The organism is Mesorhizobium sp. WSM3879 (assembly GCF_002294915.1).
Lineage (GTDB): Bacteria > Pseudomonadota > Alphaproteobacteria > Rhizobiales > Rhizobiaceae > Mesorhizobium.
Window position 1 is genome coordinate 96,207 of record NZ_NSFZ01000014.1, and the last position, 17,064, is coordinate 113,270.

Consider the following 17,064-nt stretch of genomic DNA (forward strand, 5'->3'; position numbering starts at 1 on the left):
GAAGGCTTGCTTCGCAGGGGTTCGGAGACGGTTTGCAAGCTCAAGCTAGGTTGAGGTCAAGGGGATTTTGCGCCGATTTCCCCTTCTCCCCTTGTGGGAGAAGGAAGAGGCGCTAGCTCACCTCCGACGTCCTTCTCCGTACGATCACGCCGAACTCGTCGCTTTCACGCGCAATGCGCAGGCGCTCCTCGGCTTCGGTGGCCTCGCGCTGGCGGTCCCACATCGAGGCGTAGAGGCCCTGCTGGCGCAAGAGCGCGGCGTGGGTGCCGCGCTCGGCGATCTGGCCGTCCTTGAGCACGATGATCTCGTCGGCCGAAATCACCGTCGACAGCCGGTGAGCAATCACAAGGGTGGTGCGTCCCTTGCTGACGAGGTCCAGTGCTGCCTGGATCTCCTGCTCGGTTTGGGTGTCCAGCGCCGAGGTTGCCTCGTCCAGCATCAGGATCGGCGGGGCCTTCAGGATCGTGCGGGCGATCGCGACCCGCTGCTTCTCGCCGCCCGACAGTTTCAGCCCGCGCTCGCCGACCATCGAGCGGTAGCCGTCGGGGAGTTTTTCGATGAACGGCCCGATCTGGGCGAGCTCGGCGGCCTTGCGCACCTCCTCCTCGCTGGCGCCGACATGGCCGTAGCGGATGTTGTAGGCGATGGTGTCGTTGAAGAGCACCGTGTCCTGCGGCACCATGCCGAGCACCGCGCGCAGGCTCTCCTGCGTGACGTCGCGGATGTCCTGGCCGTCGATCAGCACCTGGCCGCGCTGCACGTCATAGAAGCGGAACAGAAGCCTGGAGATAGTCGACTTGCCTGCGCCGGAGGGGCCGACGATGGCGACCGTCTTGCCGGCCGGCACCTCGAAGGAGACGCCCTTCAGGATCTTGCGGTTCGAATCATAGGAGAAGTGCACGTCGCGGAACTCGACCTTGCCGGCACTCACCTTCAACGGCTTGGCGTCCGGCTTGTCGACGATCTCCTGGGGCACGTCGAGCAGGTCGAACATGTGCTCGATATCGGTCAAGCCCTGGCGGATTTCGCGATAGATGAAGCCGATGAAGTTGAGCGGCACCGAAAGCTGCATCAGCATGGCGTTGATGAAGACGAAATCGCCGACCGACTGCGTGCCGGCCTGCACCTCGAGCGCCGACATGCACATGACGATGACCGTGCCGAGGCCGAAGATGAGACCCTGGCCGAAGTTAAGCCAGCCGAGCGAGGTCCAGGTCTTGGTGGCGGCAATTTCATAACGCGCCATCGAGCGGTCGAAGCGCTCGGCTTCCATGCGCTCATTGGTGAAATATTTGACCGTCTCGAAATTCAAGAGCGAGTCGATCGCCTTGGTGTTGGCGTCGGTGTCGCTTTCGTTCATGTCGCGGCGGATCGAGATGCGCCAGTCGCTGGCCTTGACTGTGAACCAGACATAGATCCACACGGTGACCGCGACCACGGCGACGTATTTCCAGCCATAGGTGTAGGCGAAGATGCCGGCCGTCAGTGCGAATTCGAGGATGGTCGGCGCCGTGTTCAGCATGACGAAGCGCACGATCGTCTCGATGCCCTTGGTGCCGCGCTCGATGATGCGCGACAGACCGCCGGTGCGGCGCTCAAGATGGAAACGCAGCGACAGCTGGTGCATGTGGACGAAGGTGCGGAAAGCAAGCTGGCGCACCGCATATTGGCCGACGCGGGCAAACAGCGCGTCGCGCAGCTGGTTGAAGCCGAGCTGGACCAGCCTCAGCACATTATAGGCGATGACCAGCATCACCGGCGCGAGCATGAAGGCGGGCAGCGGCGGCGGCGACTTCGAGGCGTGGGCGAGCGCATCGGTTGCCCATTTGAAGAAATAGGGACCGGCGACCAGGGTGACCTTGGCGACGACGAGAAGCAGCGTCGCCCAGGTAACGCGGGCTCTCAAGTCGGCGCGGTCGGCCGGCCACATATAGGGCCACAGATTGCGCAGTGTGGTGAGGGTGCCGGTTTCGGCGGAGACGGTCTTGTCGGCCATTTTGTTCTTAGCTTTCTTTCATGCTTTTGCCGCAGCAGGAATCGACCAGAGCCGCGAGCGACGCCGAGACTTCAGCGAGCGTAGCGCGGTCCACCGCGTAGCGTGAACGCTGGCGATCCGCCTCGAAGCGGACGAGCCCTGCTTCGACCAGGATCTTCAGATGCTGCGAAACGGTCGACTGGGCGAGATCGAGATGATCGACCACCTCGCGGCAGGAGCAGCAGCTACTGGCCGAGAGATGCTTCAGGATCTCAATGCGTGCCGGATGCGACAGCGCCGCGAACCGCGTGGCGATGCCGCGGCTGTCGAGGGCTCGGCTATTGAGGGCGCGGTTGACGGATAAGGATTCGGTCATCGTTCATCGCCGATAAACGATGGAGGATGAGAGGGCAAGCCAGGCGGATGGGTAGCACGGTAGGAAGTGTCGAACGCCGGCGGGGCAGCGCCCTCTGCCCTGCCGGGCATCCCCACGAGGGGGATTGCGCTCTTACTCCGTCTTTGGCGCCGTCATCTGGTCACCCATGGCCTTCATGTCGGCAGGCTCGCCTTCCTTCGACTTGCCGGGGACCTTGAAGACCTGACCGGGCCAGATGCGGTCGGGATTGCGGATCTGATCCTGGTTGGCGAGATAGATGGTCGAGTAGCGCACGCCATGGCCATAGACGCGCCGCGAGATGCGCCAGAGCGTATCGTTGCGGCGGATGATGACCGCGCCATCGACGTGTTCGAGCTTCGGCGCCATGGTCTCAGGCACGTCGGCCGCAGGATTCGCTTCGGCGACCTCGGCCGACGTGTCGGCGGTCGCGGCGGGCTTGCCCGCTTCGGCGGTAGCGGTGGCCGGCGCCGTCGTCTCGGCGGGATTGGCTGCCCCGGACTTTGCCTCCGCGGGCTGGGACCCCGCACCCTGGGCGAGCTTGCTGTCGGCGGGCTTGGCCTGGTTGGGCGCGACGGCGGCAATCGACTCGCCGGGCTCGCGTTCGAACGGGACAGCGGCGCGGGCGACGACCTTATCGCCATCGTCGGCAAGGCCGTCGACATGAATGGTGTGGTTGCCGACCGGAATGTCGCGCGCCGCCTCGATCAGGAAATGGCCGTCAGGCGAAGTTTTCGCCTCGCCAAGCAGTACATCGTCGGCATAGGCGCGCACCTTGCGGCCGGGATCGGCCCTGCCCGCGACGAAGATCTTGCCGCCGTCGATCTCAACCGCCTCGACGGCGATCTTCGGTTCGTCTGCGGCGGCGTTCTGGGTCGCCGGGGCGGAAGCCTGATCCGTAGCTGCCGGTGCCGTTGCAGCCGGCGCCGTCACCGGGGCAGACGCCGCCGGCGCGGTTGCGGCCGGGACCTGCGGATCCGGGGCGGCTGCCTGACCGGTGGCGGCAGGTGCCGCCGGCTTGGCCGCGGGCTGCGGAATGGTCAGCAATTCGGACGGCTTGCCGGGCTCCTCGACCATCGCCAGCACCTGGCCGGTCGGGCTCTGCGGCACCGAGACGACGGCGGTCTGCGCCGAGGCGACGGCGACGCCGCCAGCGGTCGAGCGCAGCGTGATCGTGTAGTCGCCGGGCTTCAGCGGATCGTCGAGCACGATGGCGAAGGCACCATCGGGACCGGCATCGGTCGAGCCGAGCACCGTGCCGCCGTTCAGGACCTCGACCTTGGCATTGGACGCCGCGCTGCCGGCGACGACGATCGAGCCATTGCCTTCGACGCGCACGACATCGAAGGTTGGCAGCGTGGGTCCTGCGGCGGCCGGCGCCTGAGCGGGGGCGGATTCCGCCGGGGCTGTCGCGTTGTTGGCAGGCGCCATTGCATTGTTGGCGGGCGCCATCTTGTTGGCCGGCGCCATCGTGTTGTTGGCGGGCGCCATTGTATTGGCCGGGGCTTGCGCCTGCGGTACGCGCGCCTCGGTGGAGGTGCTTGAGGATTCAGCCGGCTTCGTGCCTGCCTGCGGCAGCGACGCGACCTGCGGCGGATTCTGCTTGTTGATGTATGGGTCGAGCGCGCCCGACCCGTAGGCGACCGCCGCGACGACGGCAACGCCGCCCGCCGCGAACAAAAACGCCTTGGAAGAATTGATAGCCATAATCTTTTCTGCCCCTTAGCCACCTAACGCCGGTCTAGCGTGTTTTCACCAAGCTCACAAGAAAAAGCCCGTCCTTGGGCTTGACCGCGCCAACCGTCCCTATCACCAATCATGACATGAACACGATTCGATCCGTCTGCGTCTATTGCGGTTCGTCTCCGGGCCGCGACGAGGCCTATGTCAAGGCCGGCCACCTGCTCGGCCGCTCGCTGGCGAAGTCCGGCCTGCGCCTGATCTATGGCGGCGGCACCAAGGGAATCATGGGCGCCGTCGCAGACGGGGCACTCAAGGCCGGCGGCAAGGTGACCGGCATCATCCCGCGCTTCCTGATCAACAAGGAGGCGACCGAGACCGCTCTCGACAAGCTCGACGAGCTGGTGATCACCGACAACATGCACGAGCGCAAGCACAGGATGTTCGAGAAATCCGACGCCTTCGTGGCGCTGCCGGGCGGCATCGGCACGGTCGAGGAGATCGTCGAGATCATGACCTGGGCGCAACTCGGCCATCACCGCAAGCCGATCGTGTTCGCCAACATCAAGGCCTTCTGGGACCCGATGCTGGCGCTCATCGAGCACATGTCGGGCGAAGGCTTCATCCACACCGCACATAGGGTGAAGCCGCTGGTGGTCAACGACCCCGAGGCAATCGTCGCCGCCATCATGGTGGCGGGCTCGTCGGTCGACGCGCCGACGGAAGGCGTGCAGGCGGTGATCGACAAAATGTAAGGTGAATGGTGAATAGTGCGGATCGCGCGAGCCGAAATCTGTCCACTGCCAGATAGTAACTATTCGCTATTCACCATTCACCGCTCACCGTCCTCCTCAAATCCTCAATCACCGCCCTCCGGTCATTGCGCCGCCAGGCGAGATGGATTTCAACGCTGCGCTTGAACCATGGCAGGTCGCGAAAGACGATGCCGGCCGGCGCGGCGCTTTGCAGGCTTTCCTGTACCGTCGCCAGGCCCAGCCCGGCGCTGACCAGGCCGAGCGAGGTCAAGGGATCGGCCGTCTCGTAGGCGATGTCGGGCACGAAACCGGCCTCCACGCAGGCCGCCAGGAATTGGGCTCGGTTGGTGTCGTCGGGTTGGCGCACGACGGTGATCCAGACGCGGGCGTCAAGATGGCGGGGCCTGATGTCGCTCGCATCGACAAGCGGATCGCCTTCGGGGATCGCCAGCACCAGCGGTTCGCGCCGCACCAGCATGCTCTCGATATCCGGATCGCCTTGCGGCGCCGGCGCGTAGATGAATCCGAGGTCGAGCACGCGCTGGCGCAGATCCTCGAACTGCGCGGCCGTGCGGCGGCTTCTCAGTTGCAGATGAAAATCCGGCCGCTCGCGGCGGAATTCCCTGAGCATCGCGGCGATCAGCCCGGCATGCACCGCCCCCTCGACGTAGCCGATGGCGAGGCTGCCGGTCGCGCCGCTTGCAAGCTTGCGGCCGAGCTCCTCCAGCCGCGCGGCATTGACGAGCAGAGCGCGCGCCTCGGCAAGGAAAGCCCTGCCCTCGGCGTTGAGATGGACGCGCTGCTTCGATCGCTCGAAAAGCGTGACGCCGAGTTGCTCCTCGAGGTGCATGATCTGCCGGCTCAAGGGGGACTGCGAGATATGCAACTGCTCGGCGGCGCGGCCGACATTGCCGGCCTCGGCGACGGCAACGAAATAGCGGATCTGCCGCAGGTCAAGCATTCTGCGTCTCTATGATTTAAGTCCTTCAAGGTCTGATCTTTTAGCCTAATCAGTCTTGGACAGTCTGACCAGCCGGCGCGATATCTTCCGCATCAACCGGCCACAAAGGAGACCGCCATGCAGTTCTTTGCCCTTCTCACCCGCAACACCGAAAAGTTCAGCGATAGCGATTTCGCGCCGCTGCTTCCGGGCGAAGCCGAGCAGCGGCGCACGCTCTATGCGCAAGGCGCCGTGCGCCAGGTCTGGAACCGCGGTGACATCCCCGGCAGCGGCATGATGTTCGAGGCTGCCGACGACAAAGAGGTGCGCGGCCATCTCGCCACCCTGCCCCTGGTCGAGGCCGGAATGATGGACATCGCGGCGATCGTGCCGCTCAATCCCTATCCCGGCTTCGGCCCGAAGCGCTGAGACCGGCATGAAGAGAGGTGCTGCCGCTCACCCGGCAGCACCTATAGACCAAAGATGCGACGCAAAAGGCCCGCCCGCGACGCCCCGGTGTAGCGCTCGGGCATGGCCGGGTGAGCAGGAACTGGTCGCGCCCTTCGAGGGCGCATCCGATGATGAAGCATCGTGCCAGTTCACGAAGCGATAGCACAGATCTCACGATCAAGCGCGTTGGGTGGCGTCGAGCGATATGAAGGCGCGCCGCCTCATGGGCCGAACTGTTCGCTTCGCGCGGTCGAACAGTCCAAGGTCGCGGTGCCGATCACTCCGCCGGCGCCACTCGCAGCGTCGGTCTGCGGGCGCTGAGCCGGTCGAGATAGAGATAGACGACCGGCGTGGTGTAGAGCGTGAGAAGCTGCGAGACGATGAGGCCGCCGACGATCGCGATGCCGAGCGGCTGGCGCAGCTCCGCCCCAGTGCCGGTCTCGAGCGCCAACGGCAATGCGCCGAGCAAAGCCGCAAAGGTCGTCATCATGATCGGCCGGAAGCGCTGGAGGCTCGCCTTGTGGATTGCTTCTCGCGGCGCAAGCCCTTCCTGGCGCTCGGCCTGCAAGGCCATATCGATCATCATGATGGCGTTCTTCTTGACGATGCCGATCAAGAGGATGATGCCGATCAGCGAGATCACGTCGAATTCCATGCCGGTGACGATGAGCGCGAGCAGCGCGCCGATGCCGGCCGAGGGCAGCGTCGACAGGATGGTGATCGGGTGCACGTAGCTTTCGTAGAGCACGCCGAGCACGACATAGATCGTGGCGAGTGCGGCAGCGATCAGCAGAAGCTCGTTGAGCAGGTTGGAGCGGAAGGCGAGTGCGGTGCCGGCAAGCGAGCCGTGGATCGACACCGGCATCTTCAGCTCCGCCATGGCGCGGTCGATTGCTGCCGAGGCGTCGCCGAGCGTGGCGCCATCGGCAAGGTTGAACGAGATCGTCGTGGCGACGAAGTGGCCCTGGTGGTTGACCGAAAGCGGCGTGGTCGCCGGACCGTAGGTGCTGAAGGCGGCGAGCGGCACCATGGTCTCGGCCGAGGTGCTGACGGCGGCGCCGCTCGAGGCGCTGCCGTGGCCGGTGACGGCGATCGCATTGGTTGCCTGATTCTGCAGCGAGCCCGACAGGCTGCCGGCCAGTGCGTTGGTCTTCTGCGTGCCGCTCGCCGCCGCGCCCGAGGTGCTGACATAGATGCCGTTGAGCGCGCTCGGATCCTGCAGATAGCGCGGCGCGACTTCCATCACCACGTGATATTGGTTGCGGGCGTTGAAGATGGTCGACACCTGGCGCTGGCCGAAGGCGTCGTAAAGCGTGTTGTCGATGCTCGCCGGCGTCAGGCCGAGCCGGGCCGCGCTCTCGCGGTCGACGGTGATGTTGGTTTCGAGCCCGGCCTCGTCGCGGTCCGAATTGACGTCGGTTAGCTCCGGCGCCTGTTTCAGCAATTCGACGAGTTTCGGCGCCCATTCGTCGAGATCCGCGGTCGTATCGGCCTGCAGCGTGTATTGATACGTGGCGAGGCTTTGGCGGCCGCCGACCCTGATCTCCTGGCGCGGGTTGAGGAAGAGCTGCGCGCCGGGCAATTGCCTGAGCTGCGCGCGCAGCCGCCCCAGCACCGCTTGCAGCGGCGCACGATCGCCCTTCGGCTTCAGGTTGACATAGACGAAGCCGGAGTTGGTCTGGCGGCCGCCGATGTAGCCGACGACGTTCGCCACCGCCGGGTCGCTCTTCAGGATCGTCTCCAGCCGCTCGAATTTCTGCCGCATCAATTGGAAGGAAATGGCCTGGTCGGCGCGCAGGCCGCCGATCAGCTCGCCGGTGTCCTGCTGCGGGAAGAAGCCCTTCGGCACGATCGTATAGAGGTAGACGTTGAACGCGACGGCCGCGATCAGGATGATGAGCATCGCCTCGGCATTGTCGAGCGACCAGGCGAGCGAGCGGCCGTAGCCGGCGCGGACGCGCTCGAAGACGCTTTCGCCGAAGCGGGCGAGGATGGAACGGCGCTCCGACCGGACTGCACCCGCGCGCAAAAAATGCGCGCACATCATCGGCGTCACCGTCAGCGACAGCACCAGCGAAATGGCGATGGCCAGCGACAAGGTCATGGCGAATTCCTGGAACAGGCGGCCGAGTATGCCGCCCATCAACAGAATCGGCAGGAACACGGCGACGAGAGAAGCGCTCATCGACAGAACGGTGAAGCCGACCTCCTGAGCGCCGACCAGCGCCGCCCGGCCGCGCGGCATGCCGTCCTCGATGTGGCGCATGATGTTTTCCAGCACCACGATGGCGTCGTCGACGACGAAGCCGGTGGCGATGGTGAGCGCCATCAAGGACAGATTGTCGAGCGTGTAGCCGAGCAGGTACATCGCTCCGAAGGTGCCGAGGATCGAGACGACCAGCGCCACGCTCGGGATCAGCGCCGCGCGCCAGTCGCGCAAAAAGCAGAACACCACGAACACGACCAGCAGCACCGCCAGCACCAGCGTCAGCTCGGTGTCGCGCAGCGAGCCGCGGATGGTGAGGCTGCTGTCGGACGCGATGCTGAGGCGTGCATCCGCCGGCACCGAAGCCTGCAGTGTCGGGATCAGCGCGCGCACGCGGTCGACCGTGTCGATGATGTTGGCGTTGGGCTCGCGATAGAGCACCAAAAGCACGGCCGGCACGCCATTGGCGAGGCCGAGATTGCGCACGTCCTCGACCGAGTCCTCGACATCTGCGATGTCGGCGAGGCGCACCGCCGCACTGTTGCGCCAAGCGATCACCAGGTCGCGATAGTCGGCGGCATGGCTCGCCTGGTCGTTGGTGTAGAGCTGGTAGCGGAGCGCGCCGCCTTCCTCGAAGCCCTTCGGACTGCGGGCATTGGCCGAGGCAAGTGCCGCACGCACATCCTCTAGGCCGATGCCGTAATGGAACAGCGCGCCTGGATTGAGCTCCACCCGAACGGCGGGCAGCGACGAGCCGCCGAGATCGACATTGCCGACGCCCTCGACCTGGGACAGGCGCTGCTGGAGCACGGTCGCGGCGGCATCGTAGAGCTGACCGGGTGTGAGTGTGCGCGAGGTCAGCGCCAGGATCATCACCGGCGCGTCGGCGGGATTGTATTTGCGGTAGGTCGGGTTGCTGCGCAGGTCGGACGGGAGGTCGGCGCGCGCGGCGTTGATGGCGGCTTGAACATCGCGCGCGGCGCCGTTGATGTCGCGATCGAGGTCGAATTGCAGCACCACGTTGGTCGAGCCGGTGCCGGAGCGCGACGTCATCTCGGAAACGCCGGCGATCTGGCCGAGATGGCGTTCGAGCGGCGCCGCGACATCGGTCGACATCGTGTCGGGGCTGGCGCCTGGCATCGAAGCCTGCACCGAGATGGTCGGGAAATCCACCTTGGGCAGCGGCGCGACGGGAAGATTGACGTATGCGATCAGGCCCGCCGCCGCCAATCCGATGGCCAGCAGCGTCGTGGCGACCGGCCTGGCGATGAAGGGCGCGGAGAGGTTCACGGCGTGAGCCCGCCGGCCGGCGCTCTCGCTTCACGCGCCCCCGACCGCGTCAGTCTATCGAAGGCAAGGTAGATCACCGGCGTGGTGAAGAGCGTCAGCACCTGGCTGACGATCAGCCCGCCAACGATGGTGATGCCGAGCGGCTGGTGCAATTCCGAGCCGGCAAGGCCGCCGAGCAGGAGCGGAAGCGCCCCGAAAAGCGCGGCCATCGTCGTCATCAGGATCGGCCGCAACCGCAGCAAGCAGGCTTCGTAAATCGCCTCGCGCGGGTCCAGCCCCTGCAGGCGCTCGGCCTGCAGGGCGAAGTCGATCATCATGATGGCGTTCTTCTTGACGATGCCGACCAAGAGCACGATGCCGATGATGCCGATCACGTCGAGATCGTGGCCGGCGAGCATCAGCGCCACCAGCGCGCCCACGGTTGCCGAGGGCAGCGTCGAGAGGATCGTCAGCGGGTGGATGAAGCTCTCATAAAGCACGCCAAGCACGACATAGACGGTGGCGACTGCCGCGAGCACCAGCAGCAGCTCGTTGGAGAGCGAGCTTTGCAAGGCAAGCGCGGCGCCCTGGAAGCCGGTGACCAGGCCGGCGGGCGGCTGCATGTCATGTTCCGCCTTGCTGATCGCCGCGGTGGCGTCGCCGAGCGACACGCCCGGGGCGAGGTTGAAGGAGATGGTCGCGGCCGGGAACTGGGCAAGGTGGTTCACCAGCAGCGGCGCCTGCCGGACACTGATATTGGCGATCGCCGATAGCGGCACCTGGCCGGAACCGGAGGACGGCAGGTAGATCGAGCCCAGCGAAGCCGGCGTCTGTCCCACCGAGGGGTCGGCTTCAATGATGACGCGGTATTCGTTCGACTGGGTGAAGATGGTCGAGATGATGCGCTGGCCGAAGGCATCGTAGAGCGCGTTGTCGACGGTCGCTGGCGTAATCCCGAAGCGTGCCGCCGTCGCTCGGTCGATGGTGATGTCGACCGCAAGCCCGCTCTGCTGGCTGTCGCTGGCTACGTCGGCGAGTTCGGGAAGTGCCACCAGCCTATCGGTGAGCTTTGATGTCCACGTCGCCAGCTCGGCCGGATCCGAATCCTGCAGAACGTATTGGTACTGCGACGCGCTGGAGGTGGAGTCCACGCTCAGGTCCTGCACCGGCTGCATATGCAGCGCGATGCCGGTCACGACGTCGGTCTCCCGAGCCAGCCGCCGGATGATCGCGCTGGCATCGGCCGCGCGCTCGTCGCGCGGCTTGAGATTGATCAGCATGTGGCCACTGTTGGCGGTCATGTTCTGGCCGTCGACGCCGATGAAGGACGACAGGCTCGCGACATCCGGGTCCTTCAGGATGACATCGGCGAGCGCCTGCTGGTGCGCTGCCATGTCGGCGTAGGAGGCCGAGCCCGCGGCCTCGGTGACCGCCGAAATCGCGCCGGTGTCCTGAACCGGGAAGAAGCCTTTCGGGATGACAACATAGAGATAGACGGTGAGCGCAAGCGTGGCTGCGGCGACCAGCAGCGTCAGCGCCTGACGGTCGAGCACCCACCGCAAGGCGGCGGCATAGCCATTCGCGACAGCGTCGAAGCCGGCCTCGGCGCCGCGCGCCAGCGCGCCCTGCCTGCGTTCGGACGGCGGCTTGAGGAGCCTGGCGCACATCATCGGCACCAGAGTCAGCGAGACGATGGCCGAAATGACGATGGCGATCGCAAGCGTGATGGCGAATTCGTGGAACAGGCGGCCGACGACGTCGCCCATGAACAGAAGCGGGATCAGCACCGCGATCAGCGAGACGGTGAGCGAGATGATGGTGAAGCCGATCTGGGCCGAGCCTTCGAGCGCGGCGGTGACCGGATCGTCGCCATGCTCGATGAAACGCGAGATGTTTTCGATCATGACGATGGCGTCGTCGATGACGAAGCCGGAGGCGATGGTCAGCGCCATCAGCGACAGATTGTCGAGGCTGAAGCCCCAAAGATACATGACCGCGAACGTGCCGATCAGCGACAGCGGCACCGACAGGCTCGGAATGATCGTCGCCGGAATGTTGCGCAGGAACAGGAAGGTGACGAGCACGACCAGAAGCGCCGCCGTCGCCAGCTCGAACTCGACGTCATGGACTGAGGCACGGATGGTGGTCGTGCGGTCGGTCAGCGGCTCGACGGTGACCGCCGCCGGCAAGCCGGCGCGAAGCTGCGGCAGCAGCGCCTTCACCGAGTCGACGACGCGGATGACGTTGGCGCCGGGCTGGCGCTGGATGTTGAGCAGGATCGCCGGCGAGCGGTTTTCCCAAGCGCCCAGCTTCGAGTTCTCCGGCCCCTCTATGATATCGGCGACCTCGCCCAGCCTGACCGGCGCGCCGTTGCGGTAAGCGACGACCATATCCGCATAGGTCTTGGGGTCGCTGATCTGGTCGTTGGCGTTGATGGTATAGGAACGCGCCGGCCCGTCGAAGCTGCCTTTCGGCGTGTTGACGTTAAGCGTGCCGATGGTGGTGCGCAGATCGTCGATGTTGAGCCCCATGGCGGCCAGCGCCTTGAGCTTGACGCGGATGCGCACGGCCGGCCGCTCGCCGCCGGATATGCTGACCAGCCCGACGCCCGGAAGCTGCGAGATCTTTTGCGCCAGCCGCGTCTCGGCATAGTTCTCGACTTCGGTCAGCGGCAGCGTCTTCGAGGTGATCGCCAGCGTCAGGATCGGCGCGTCGGCCGGATTCACCTTGGCGTAGATCGGCGGCGCCGGCAGGTCGGCGGGCAGAAGGTTGCCGGCCGCGTTGATCGCCGCCTGGACCTCCTGCTCGGCAATGTCCAGGCTGAGGTCGAGGCTGAAGCGCAGCGTGATGACCGAGGCGCCGGCCGAACTCCCCGACGACATCTGCTCCAGCCCCGGCATCTGGCCGAACTGGCGCTCCAGGGGCGCGGTGACCGAAGTCGTCATGACCTCCGGGCTGGCGCCGGGATAGAAGGTCTGCACCTGGATCGTCGGGTAGTCGACCTCAGGCAAGGCCGAGAGCGGCAGGAAAAGATAGGCGATCATGCCGACCACCAGGATGGTCGCCATGATCAGCGTGGTGGCCACCGGCCGCAGGATGAAGGGCCGCGACGGGTTGAGCCAGCCGGAGACGAGACCGCTTGGCGTGCTCATTGGGCTTCGCCGCTGTCGCCGCCATTTCCGCTGCTGCCGCTATTACCGTTGCCGTCGCGACGATGGTGGCGGTGGTGCTTGCGGCCGGCATCGCCCGATGCGTCCGCGCCGTCGCCTGCCGAACCTCGGCGCTGGCTGCTCGAGATCGCGGGCGCGTTGCCGGGGTTGACGGCAGACGTATTGCTGGTCGCGGCGGCCGGCGCACCGGCGGCCCCGCTGCCCCTACCCGCGGCTTGCGGCTGCGCGGGAGATGCAGCGCCGGCGGTCGGCGCGGCGCCGTTGTCAGGCACGGTCACCTTGGCGCCGTCCTTCAGCCGGTCGACGCCATCGACGACCACCTTGGCGCCCGGCGGAAGGCCCGACAGCAATTGCGTGACCGAGGCGTCGCCCGGGCCAAGGGAAACGGTCTTTACCGAGACAGTGCTGTCGTCGTTGAGCTGATAGACGAAAGTGCCTGGAGCGCCGTGCTGGATGGCGGCGTTGGGCAGCACCGTCACGCCGGTCAGGGTGCGCACCAGGAGATGCACGTTGACGAACTGGTTGGGATAAAGCCCGCCGTCGGCGTTAGCAAACACGGCGCGCAGCTTCACGGTGCCGGTGGTCGGATCGATCTGGTTGTCGATCGTCTGCAGCGTGCCTTCGGCGATCTGCTTGGTGTCGTTGCGGTCGAACAAGGTAGCCTTGAGCCCGGCATTGCCATGCGTCTGTTCCAGCACTTCGGCGAGGGTGTCCTCGGGCAGCGAGAATAGCACCGAAATCGGCTGCATCTCGGTGATCACCGCAATGCCGGTGCTGTCGGAAGGCGTGACGTAATTGCCCTGATCGACCAGCCTGAGGCCGATGCGGCCGTCGGCAGGTGCAACGATATGGCTGTTGGCGATATTGACCTCGACGGCCTCGATCTGCGCCTGGTCGGACATGACCGTGCCCTCGTCGGATTGCACGGTCGCGCGCTGCAGGTCGACCGCCTGCTGCGTGATGGCGTTGGAGGTCAGCTTCAGATCGCGGTCGAGGTCGAGCCTGGCATCGGTCAGCAGCGCCTGGTCGTGCTTCAATTGCCCCTGCAGCTGATGCAGCGAGGCTTGGAGAGTGCGGTCGTCGACCTGGGCAAGAAAATCGCCCTTCTTCACCATTTCCCCTTCGGTGAAGGCGATCGCGGTGATCTGCCCGCTGACCTGCGGGCGCACGGTCACCGTCGACAGCGAGGTCACCGTGCCCAGCGCCTCCAGCGTGATCGGGATGTCGGCCTGCGTCACCGAGGCGACTGCGACCGGCTGCGCGCCGAGATCGCCGCCCCGGAAGCGCCCGCCGCCGCGCGCGCCTTGCTGGTGCACCGGTGCTGGATGGAGCCAGAAGGCGACGCCCGCTCCAGCCGCGACCAGCAGCAGCGCGACCATCCAGCCGCGGCGCCGGCGACGCACGACCACCGGCTTGATGTCTGCCATCGGCTCACGGAGCGGCTGTAGCCGGCTGGCGACTTCGTCGTCCACTTTGTCACCTATCCATCGAACCAGCATGCGGCCAGGTCAACCACGTCCTTGGCCAGAGTCACAGGCCCAAGACGCAATCCGGCCGGGAACATAACGCCGGAACCCGGCCATGCAATTGTGCGCGACATTAAATTCCCGTAAGAATTGAATGGGTTAGGTTGAAGACCACACTCACAAATGCATGCCCGGGCGAGCTGTTCGGCTACCGTGCCCCCATCGCGTGAGAGTGACCGGCCGCGCCGCGCCGGCCAATGATGACAAGGCTTTAAGGGGTGAACCCGGCCCGCGCGGCGGACCGCCTTTTCGACGGTCGGACGTCGTTCCCGTCCGGCGCAACCGCAGCCTCCGAGGGGGACCCCACTCCATCCCGCTCGCAAAGATGTGAACGCAGCGACGTGCGAAGCTGCCCTATTCCTCAGCTTTATCGGCAGCGGGCCGGATCGCGATCGAAGAGGGAAGCCATGACCTTTGCACGGCTGCTCGCCTTGCCCCTGCTCAGCCTGTTGGCGCTCGGCCACGCGACCGTGCAAAGTCCGGACGGGGTCACCTCGCATGACGCACAGGTCGAGGATCTGAAAGTCTTCCGTCACGACTTCCTCGATGTCGACAAGTCTTTTTCCAGCGCCGCCCGCGTGGAAGCGGCATCGCGGCTGCAGGCGCTCGAAACCGCGGCAGGTCCGACCGACGCGACCGTCTTCGCTGTCGATCTCTGCCAGATCGCGGCACTGGCCGACAATGGTCACACGACCTGCAAGTTGCCGCGCGCCAATGGTGTGGCGATGTCTTTGCTACCCATTGACGGCGCCTTCTACGTCATAGCGGCCAGCCCGCAAAACGGCGATCTGCTGGGCAGCCGACTCGCCGGCATCGACGGCCATCCGGCTGCTGAAGTCTCCTCGGCGCTGCGCAGCCTGCATGGCGGCGTGGCGGCATGGCGCGACATCGAGGCGACCGACGCGATCGTCCGGCCCGATCTGCTGCATGCGCTCGGGCTCGCCAATGCCGCCGGCGACGCGACCTTTCGCTTCCAGACGCCCGACGGCCGCATCATCGACCGCAAGCTCGCCCCGGAGCCGCAGCGCCGCGGCTGGGTGAAGATTTTTCCCAAGGGCCGCGCGCCCTGGCCGCTGCAGGATCAGGAACAGCCTTTCCGCTGGCGCGATGCGCCCGAACTCGATGGCGTCGTCGCCGAGATCAGGCGCAACGTCGACGGCAAGACCGGGAAGATCGCCGATTTCCTGGCTGAGGTCGAAGCCGCCCGGGTCCGTCTCGGCCGCAAGAACCTCGTCCTCGATATGCGCTTCAACACCGGCGGCAACTTGATGCTGACCCGCGATGTCCTCAGTTCCTGGCCGTCCCGCGTCAAACCGCCGGGACGGCTGTTCGTTCTGGAAAGCCCGATTACCTTTTCGGCGGGAATTGTCGACGTCGCCTATCTCAAGCAGGCTGGTGGGGACAGGGTCACACTGGTCGGCGAAGCGCCCGGCGACCGCATGATGTTCTTCGCCGATCAGCAGCAGGTGACGCTGCCGCATTCGGGCCTCGTGCTGCAGTCCGCGACGCAGCGCTACGACCTTCAAAACGGCTGCAAGGCCTACGCCGACTGTTTCGTCGGCATGGCGCAACCGAGTTCCGCCACCGGCACGAGGCCCGTGCTTGTCGCCGCCATCGACGAAGGCAAGGGCCGCAAGCCGGTTGCGCTCAAGACGCTAGAGCCCGACATTGCCGCGCCATGGTCGATCGACGATCTGCTCAAAGGTCGCGATCCCGGAATCGCGGCCGTTCAGGCGGCGTTGGCGGGACAGCAGGAGTAGGACTGTTCAGTCTTGCTTTTATCACTGGCGCCAGCTGCGGGCTGGACTTGCCTTCGCGCAAGCGCCTGCCGGCACCGGCGCGCGGGTCACGCTCGGCCTCGTCAAGTAGGGCACCGGCTCCTTCCTGGTAAGCACCGGCTGCAGCCAAGGGAACCGACGCTTCCTTTCGCTGTTTCACAAGAGAAGGGACATCGCCGCTTCCAGGAGATGATGAATGAAACGGCTTCTTCTCGCTTCAGCCATTGTGGCCATGTCCGCCGGCCTTGCCATGGCGCAATCCAGCAGCACCACCAGCGGATCGTCCACGACGACGACGACCACGACAACGACACCCAGCACACAGGACACCGACCCGACCACCACGGGCGCGACCAATTCGGCAAAGGACTGCGCGCCTGGCCAGCAGACGGGCAGCGCGAAACAGGCAGCTCCCGGACAGCAGGATACCGATGCGAAAACGGCCGCGCCTGGCCAGATGAAAAAGACCACCGAAGGGTGCTAGCCAAGGCCAGCCCGTCCCAGATTGCCAGGGGCGGGCTTTCCCTTTCATGGGCGGCCCATCTTATCTGGTCTGAGCGGCAGCGGCTCGCTCAGACGTGGAGGCTTGTCCCGACGGAAGCGACCGGCGACATGGCGGCAAGGCTCTCGCACCGCGCGCATACGCTGCATCACGACGGCGAGCAGCTGCAGGCGCGAACCCGGCTTTTGCAGGACGAACTGATGGCGAAGCTGACTGAGCGGTCGAACCAGCTGCTCTACATCCTGTCCGTCATGACCGCGGTGCTGCTGCCGATGACCATCATCTCCGGCCTGTTCGGCATGAATGTCGGCGGGCTCCCGCTGGTCGACACGGCGCTCGGCTTCTGGGTGGTGACGGCGATAGCGGTCGTCGTCGCCGGCATCGTCTACATGGTCGTGCGGCGGCTGGGCCGGGTTTAG

Annotated in this window: 12 protein-coding genes; 5 read left to right on the forward strand and 7 right to left on the reverse strand. The window is 65.7% G+C overall.

All coding sequences use genetic code 11. The features are described from left to right. Window positions 1-112: 112 nt before the first annotated feature. The 3 genes from CK218_RS25365 to CK218_RS25375 form a co-directional block, all read right to left on the reverse strand. Window positions 113-1,996 (reverse strand): ABC transporter ATP-binding protein/permease, encoded by a 1,884-nt coding sequence (locus CK218_RS25365; RefSeq protein WP_095829275.1) that lies wholly within the window; start codon window positions 1,994-1,996, stop codon window positions 113-115. A gap of 7 nt (window positions 1,997-2,003) precedes the next feature. Continuing rightward, window positions 2,004-2,351 carry a metalloregulator ArsR/SmtB family transcription factor gene (locus tag CK218_RS25370; RefSeq protein ID WP_066997341.1) on the reverse strand — a complete coding sequence of 116 codons (348 nt, stop codon included), beginning with the start codon at window positions 2,349-2,351 and terminating at the stop codon, window positions 2,004-2,006. A 132-nt stretch (window positions 2,352-2,483) separates the two neighbouring features. Continuing rightward, window positions 2,484-4,076 (reverse strand): LysM peptidoglycan-binding domain-containing protein, encoded by a 1,593-nt coding sequence (locus tag CK218_RS25375; RefSeq protein WP_095829276.1) that lies wholly within the window; start codon window positions 4,074-4,076, stop codon window positions 2,484-2,486. 116 nt (window positions 4,077-4,192) lie between these two features. Here CK218_RS25375 and CK218_RS25380 point away from each other — a divergent pair, with 116 nt between their 5' ends. Further along, window positions 4,193-4,804, forward strand: a complete 612-nt coding sequence (locus CK218_RS25380) for a TIGR00730 family Rossman fold protein (RefSeq protein ID WP_066997348.1) — start codon at window positions 4,193-4,195, stop codon at window positions 4,802-4,804. A 70-nt stretch (window positions 4,805-4,874) separates the two neighbouring features. On the opposite strand, the gene CK218_RS25385 is transcribed toward CK218_RS25380, so the two are convergent. Continuing rightward, window positions 4,875-5,765: a LysR substrate-binding domain-containing protein gene (locus CK218_RS25385; protein WP_095829277.1), complete on the reverse strand. Its 891-nt coding sequence runs from the start codon at window positions 5,763-5,765 to the stop codon at window positions 4,875-4,877. A 117-nt stretch (window positions 5,766-5,882) separates the two neighbouring features. On the opposite strand from CK218_RS25385, the gene CK218_RS25390 reads away from it, so the two are divergent. Next, on the forward strand, window positions 5,883-6,173 hold the full coding sequence (locus tag CK218_RS25390; RefSeq protein WP_066997354.1) for a muconolactone Delta-isomerase family protein: 291 nt from the start codon (window positions 5,883-5,885) through the stop codon (window positions 6,171-6,173). 298 nt (window positions 6,174-6,471) lie between these two features. Here CK218_RS25390 and CK218_RS25395 read toward each other — a convergent pair whose 3' ends face one another. The 3 genes from CK218_RS25395 to CK218_RS25405 are packed head-to-tail and all read right to left on the reverse strand — an operon-like array spanning window position 6,472 to window position 14,311. Then, window positions 6,472-9,690: an efflux RND transporter permease subunit gene (locus CK218_RS25395; RefSeq protein ID WP_095829278.1), complete on the reverse strand. Its 3,219-nt coding sequence runs from the start codon at window positions 9,688-9,690 to the stop codon at window positions 6,472-6,474. Further along, window positions 9,687-12,821 carry a multidrug efflux RND transporter permease subunit gene (locus CK218_RS25400; RefSeq protein WP_095829279.1) on the reverse strand — a complete coding sequence of 1,045 codons (3,135 nt, stop codon included), beginning with the start codon at window positions 12,819-12,821 and terminating at the stop codon, window positions 9,687-9,689. The genes CK218_RS25395 and CK218_RS25400 overlap by 4 nt, the downstream gene beginning before the upstream one ends. Then, a complete protein-coding gene (locus CK218_RS25405; RefSeq protein ID WP_245435188.1) occupies window positions 12,818-14,311 on the reverse strand; it encodes an efflux RND transporter periplasmic adaptor subunit in 1,494 nt (497 codons plus the stop codon). Before CK218_RS25405 ends, CK218_RS25400 begins: the two co-directional genes overlap by 4 nt. Before the next feature lie 461 nt (window positions 14,312-14,772). Between CK218_RS25405 and CK218_RS25410 the strand changes: the two genes are divergently transcribed. From CK218_RS25410 to CK218_RS25420, 3 genes are all read left to right on the forward strand, one after another. Further along, window positions 14,773-16,125, forward strand: coding sequence for a hypothetical protein (locus tag CK218_RS25410; RefSeq protein WP_095829280.1), 1,353 nt, complete (start codon window positions 14,773-14,775; stop codon window positions 16,123-16,125). Between the two features lie 214 nt (window positions 16,126-16,339). Next, the gene (locus CK218_RS30375) at window positions 16,340-16,627 is read left to right on the forward strand and encodes a hypothetical protein (RefSeq protein ID WP_143749702.1); all 288 of its coding nucleotides are present in this window, start codon (window positions 16,340-16,342) and stop codon (window positions 16,625-16,627) included. A gap of 128 nt (window positions 16,628-16,755) precedes the next feature. Continuing rightward, window positions 16,756-17,064 carry a CorA family divalent cation transporter gene (locus tag CK218_RS25420; RefSeq protein ID WP_245435189.1) on the forward strand — a complete coding sequence of 103 codons (309 nt, stop codon included), beginning with the start codon at window positions 16,756-16,758 and terminating at the stop codon, window positions 17,062-17,064.

Coding starts and splice junctions, on each gene's coding strand:
- CK218_RS25365 (WP_095829275.1), bottom strand. CDS start 1,996: ATGGCCGACAAGACCGTCTCCGCCGAAACCGGCACCCTCACCACACTG.
- CK218_RS25370 (WP_066997341.1), bottom strand. CDS start 2,351: ATGACCGAATCCTTATCCGTCAACCGCGCCCTCAATAGCCGAGCCCTC.
- CK218_RS25375 (WP_095829276.1), bottom strand. CDS start 4,076: ATGGCTATCAATTCTTCCAAGGCGTTTTTGTTCGCGGCGGGCGGCGTT.
- CK218_RS25380 (WP_066997348.1), top strand. CDS start 4,193: ATGAACACGATTCGATCCGTCTGCGTCTATTGCGGTTCGTCTCCGGGC.
- CK218_RS25385 (WP_095829277.1), bottom strand. CDS start 5,765: ATGCTTGACCTGCGGCAGATCCGCTATTTCGTTGCCGTCGCCGAGGCC.
- CK218_RS25390 (WP_066997354.1), top strand. CDS start 5,883: ATGCAGTTCTTTGCCCTTCTCACCCGCAACACCGAAAAGTTCAGCGAT.
- CK218_RS25400 (WP_095829279.1), bottom strand. CDS start 12,821: ATGAGCACGCCAAGCGGTCTCGTCTCCGGCTGGCTCAACCCGTCGCGG.
- CK218_RS25410 (WP_095829280.1), top strand. CDS start 14,773: ATGACCTTTGCACGGCTGCTCGCCTTGCCCCTGCTCAGCCTGTTGGCG.
- CK218_RS30375 (WP_143749702.1), top strand. CDS start 16,340: ATGAAACGGCTTCTTCTCGCTTCAGCCATTGTGGCCATGTCCGCCGGC.
- CK218_RS25420 (WP_245435189.1), top strand. CDS start 16,756: ATGGCGGCAAGGCTCTCGCACCGCGCGCATACGCTGCATCACGACGGC.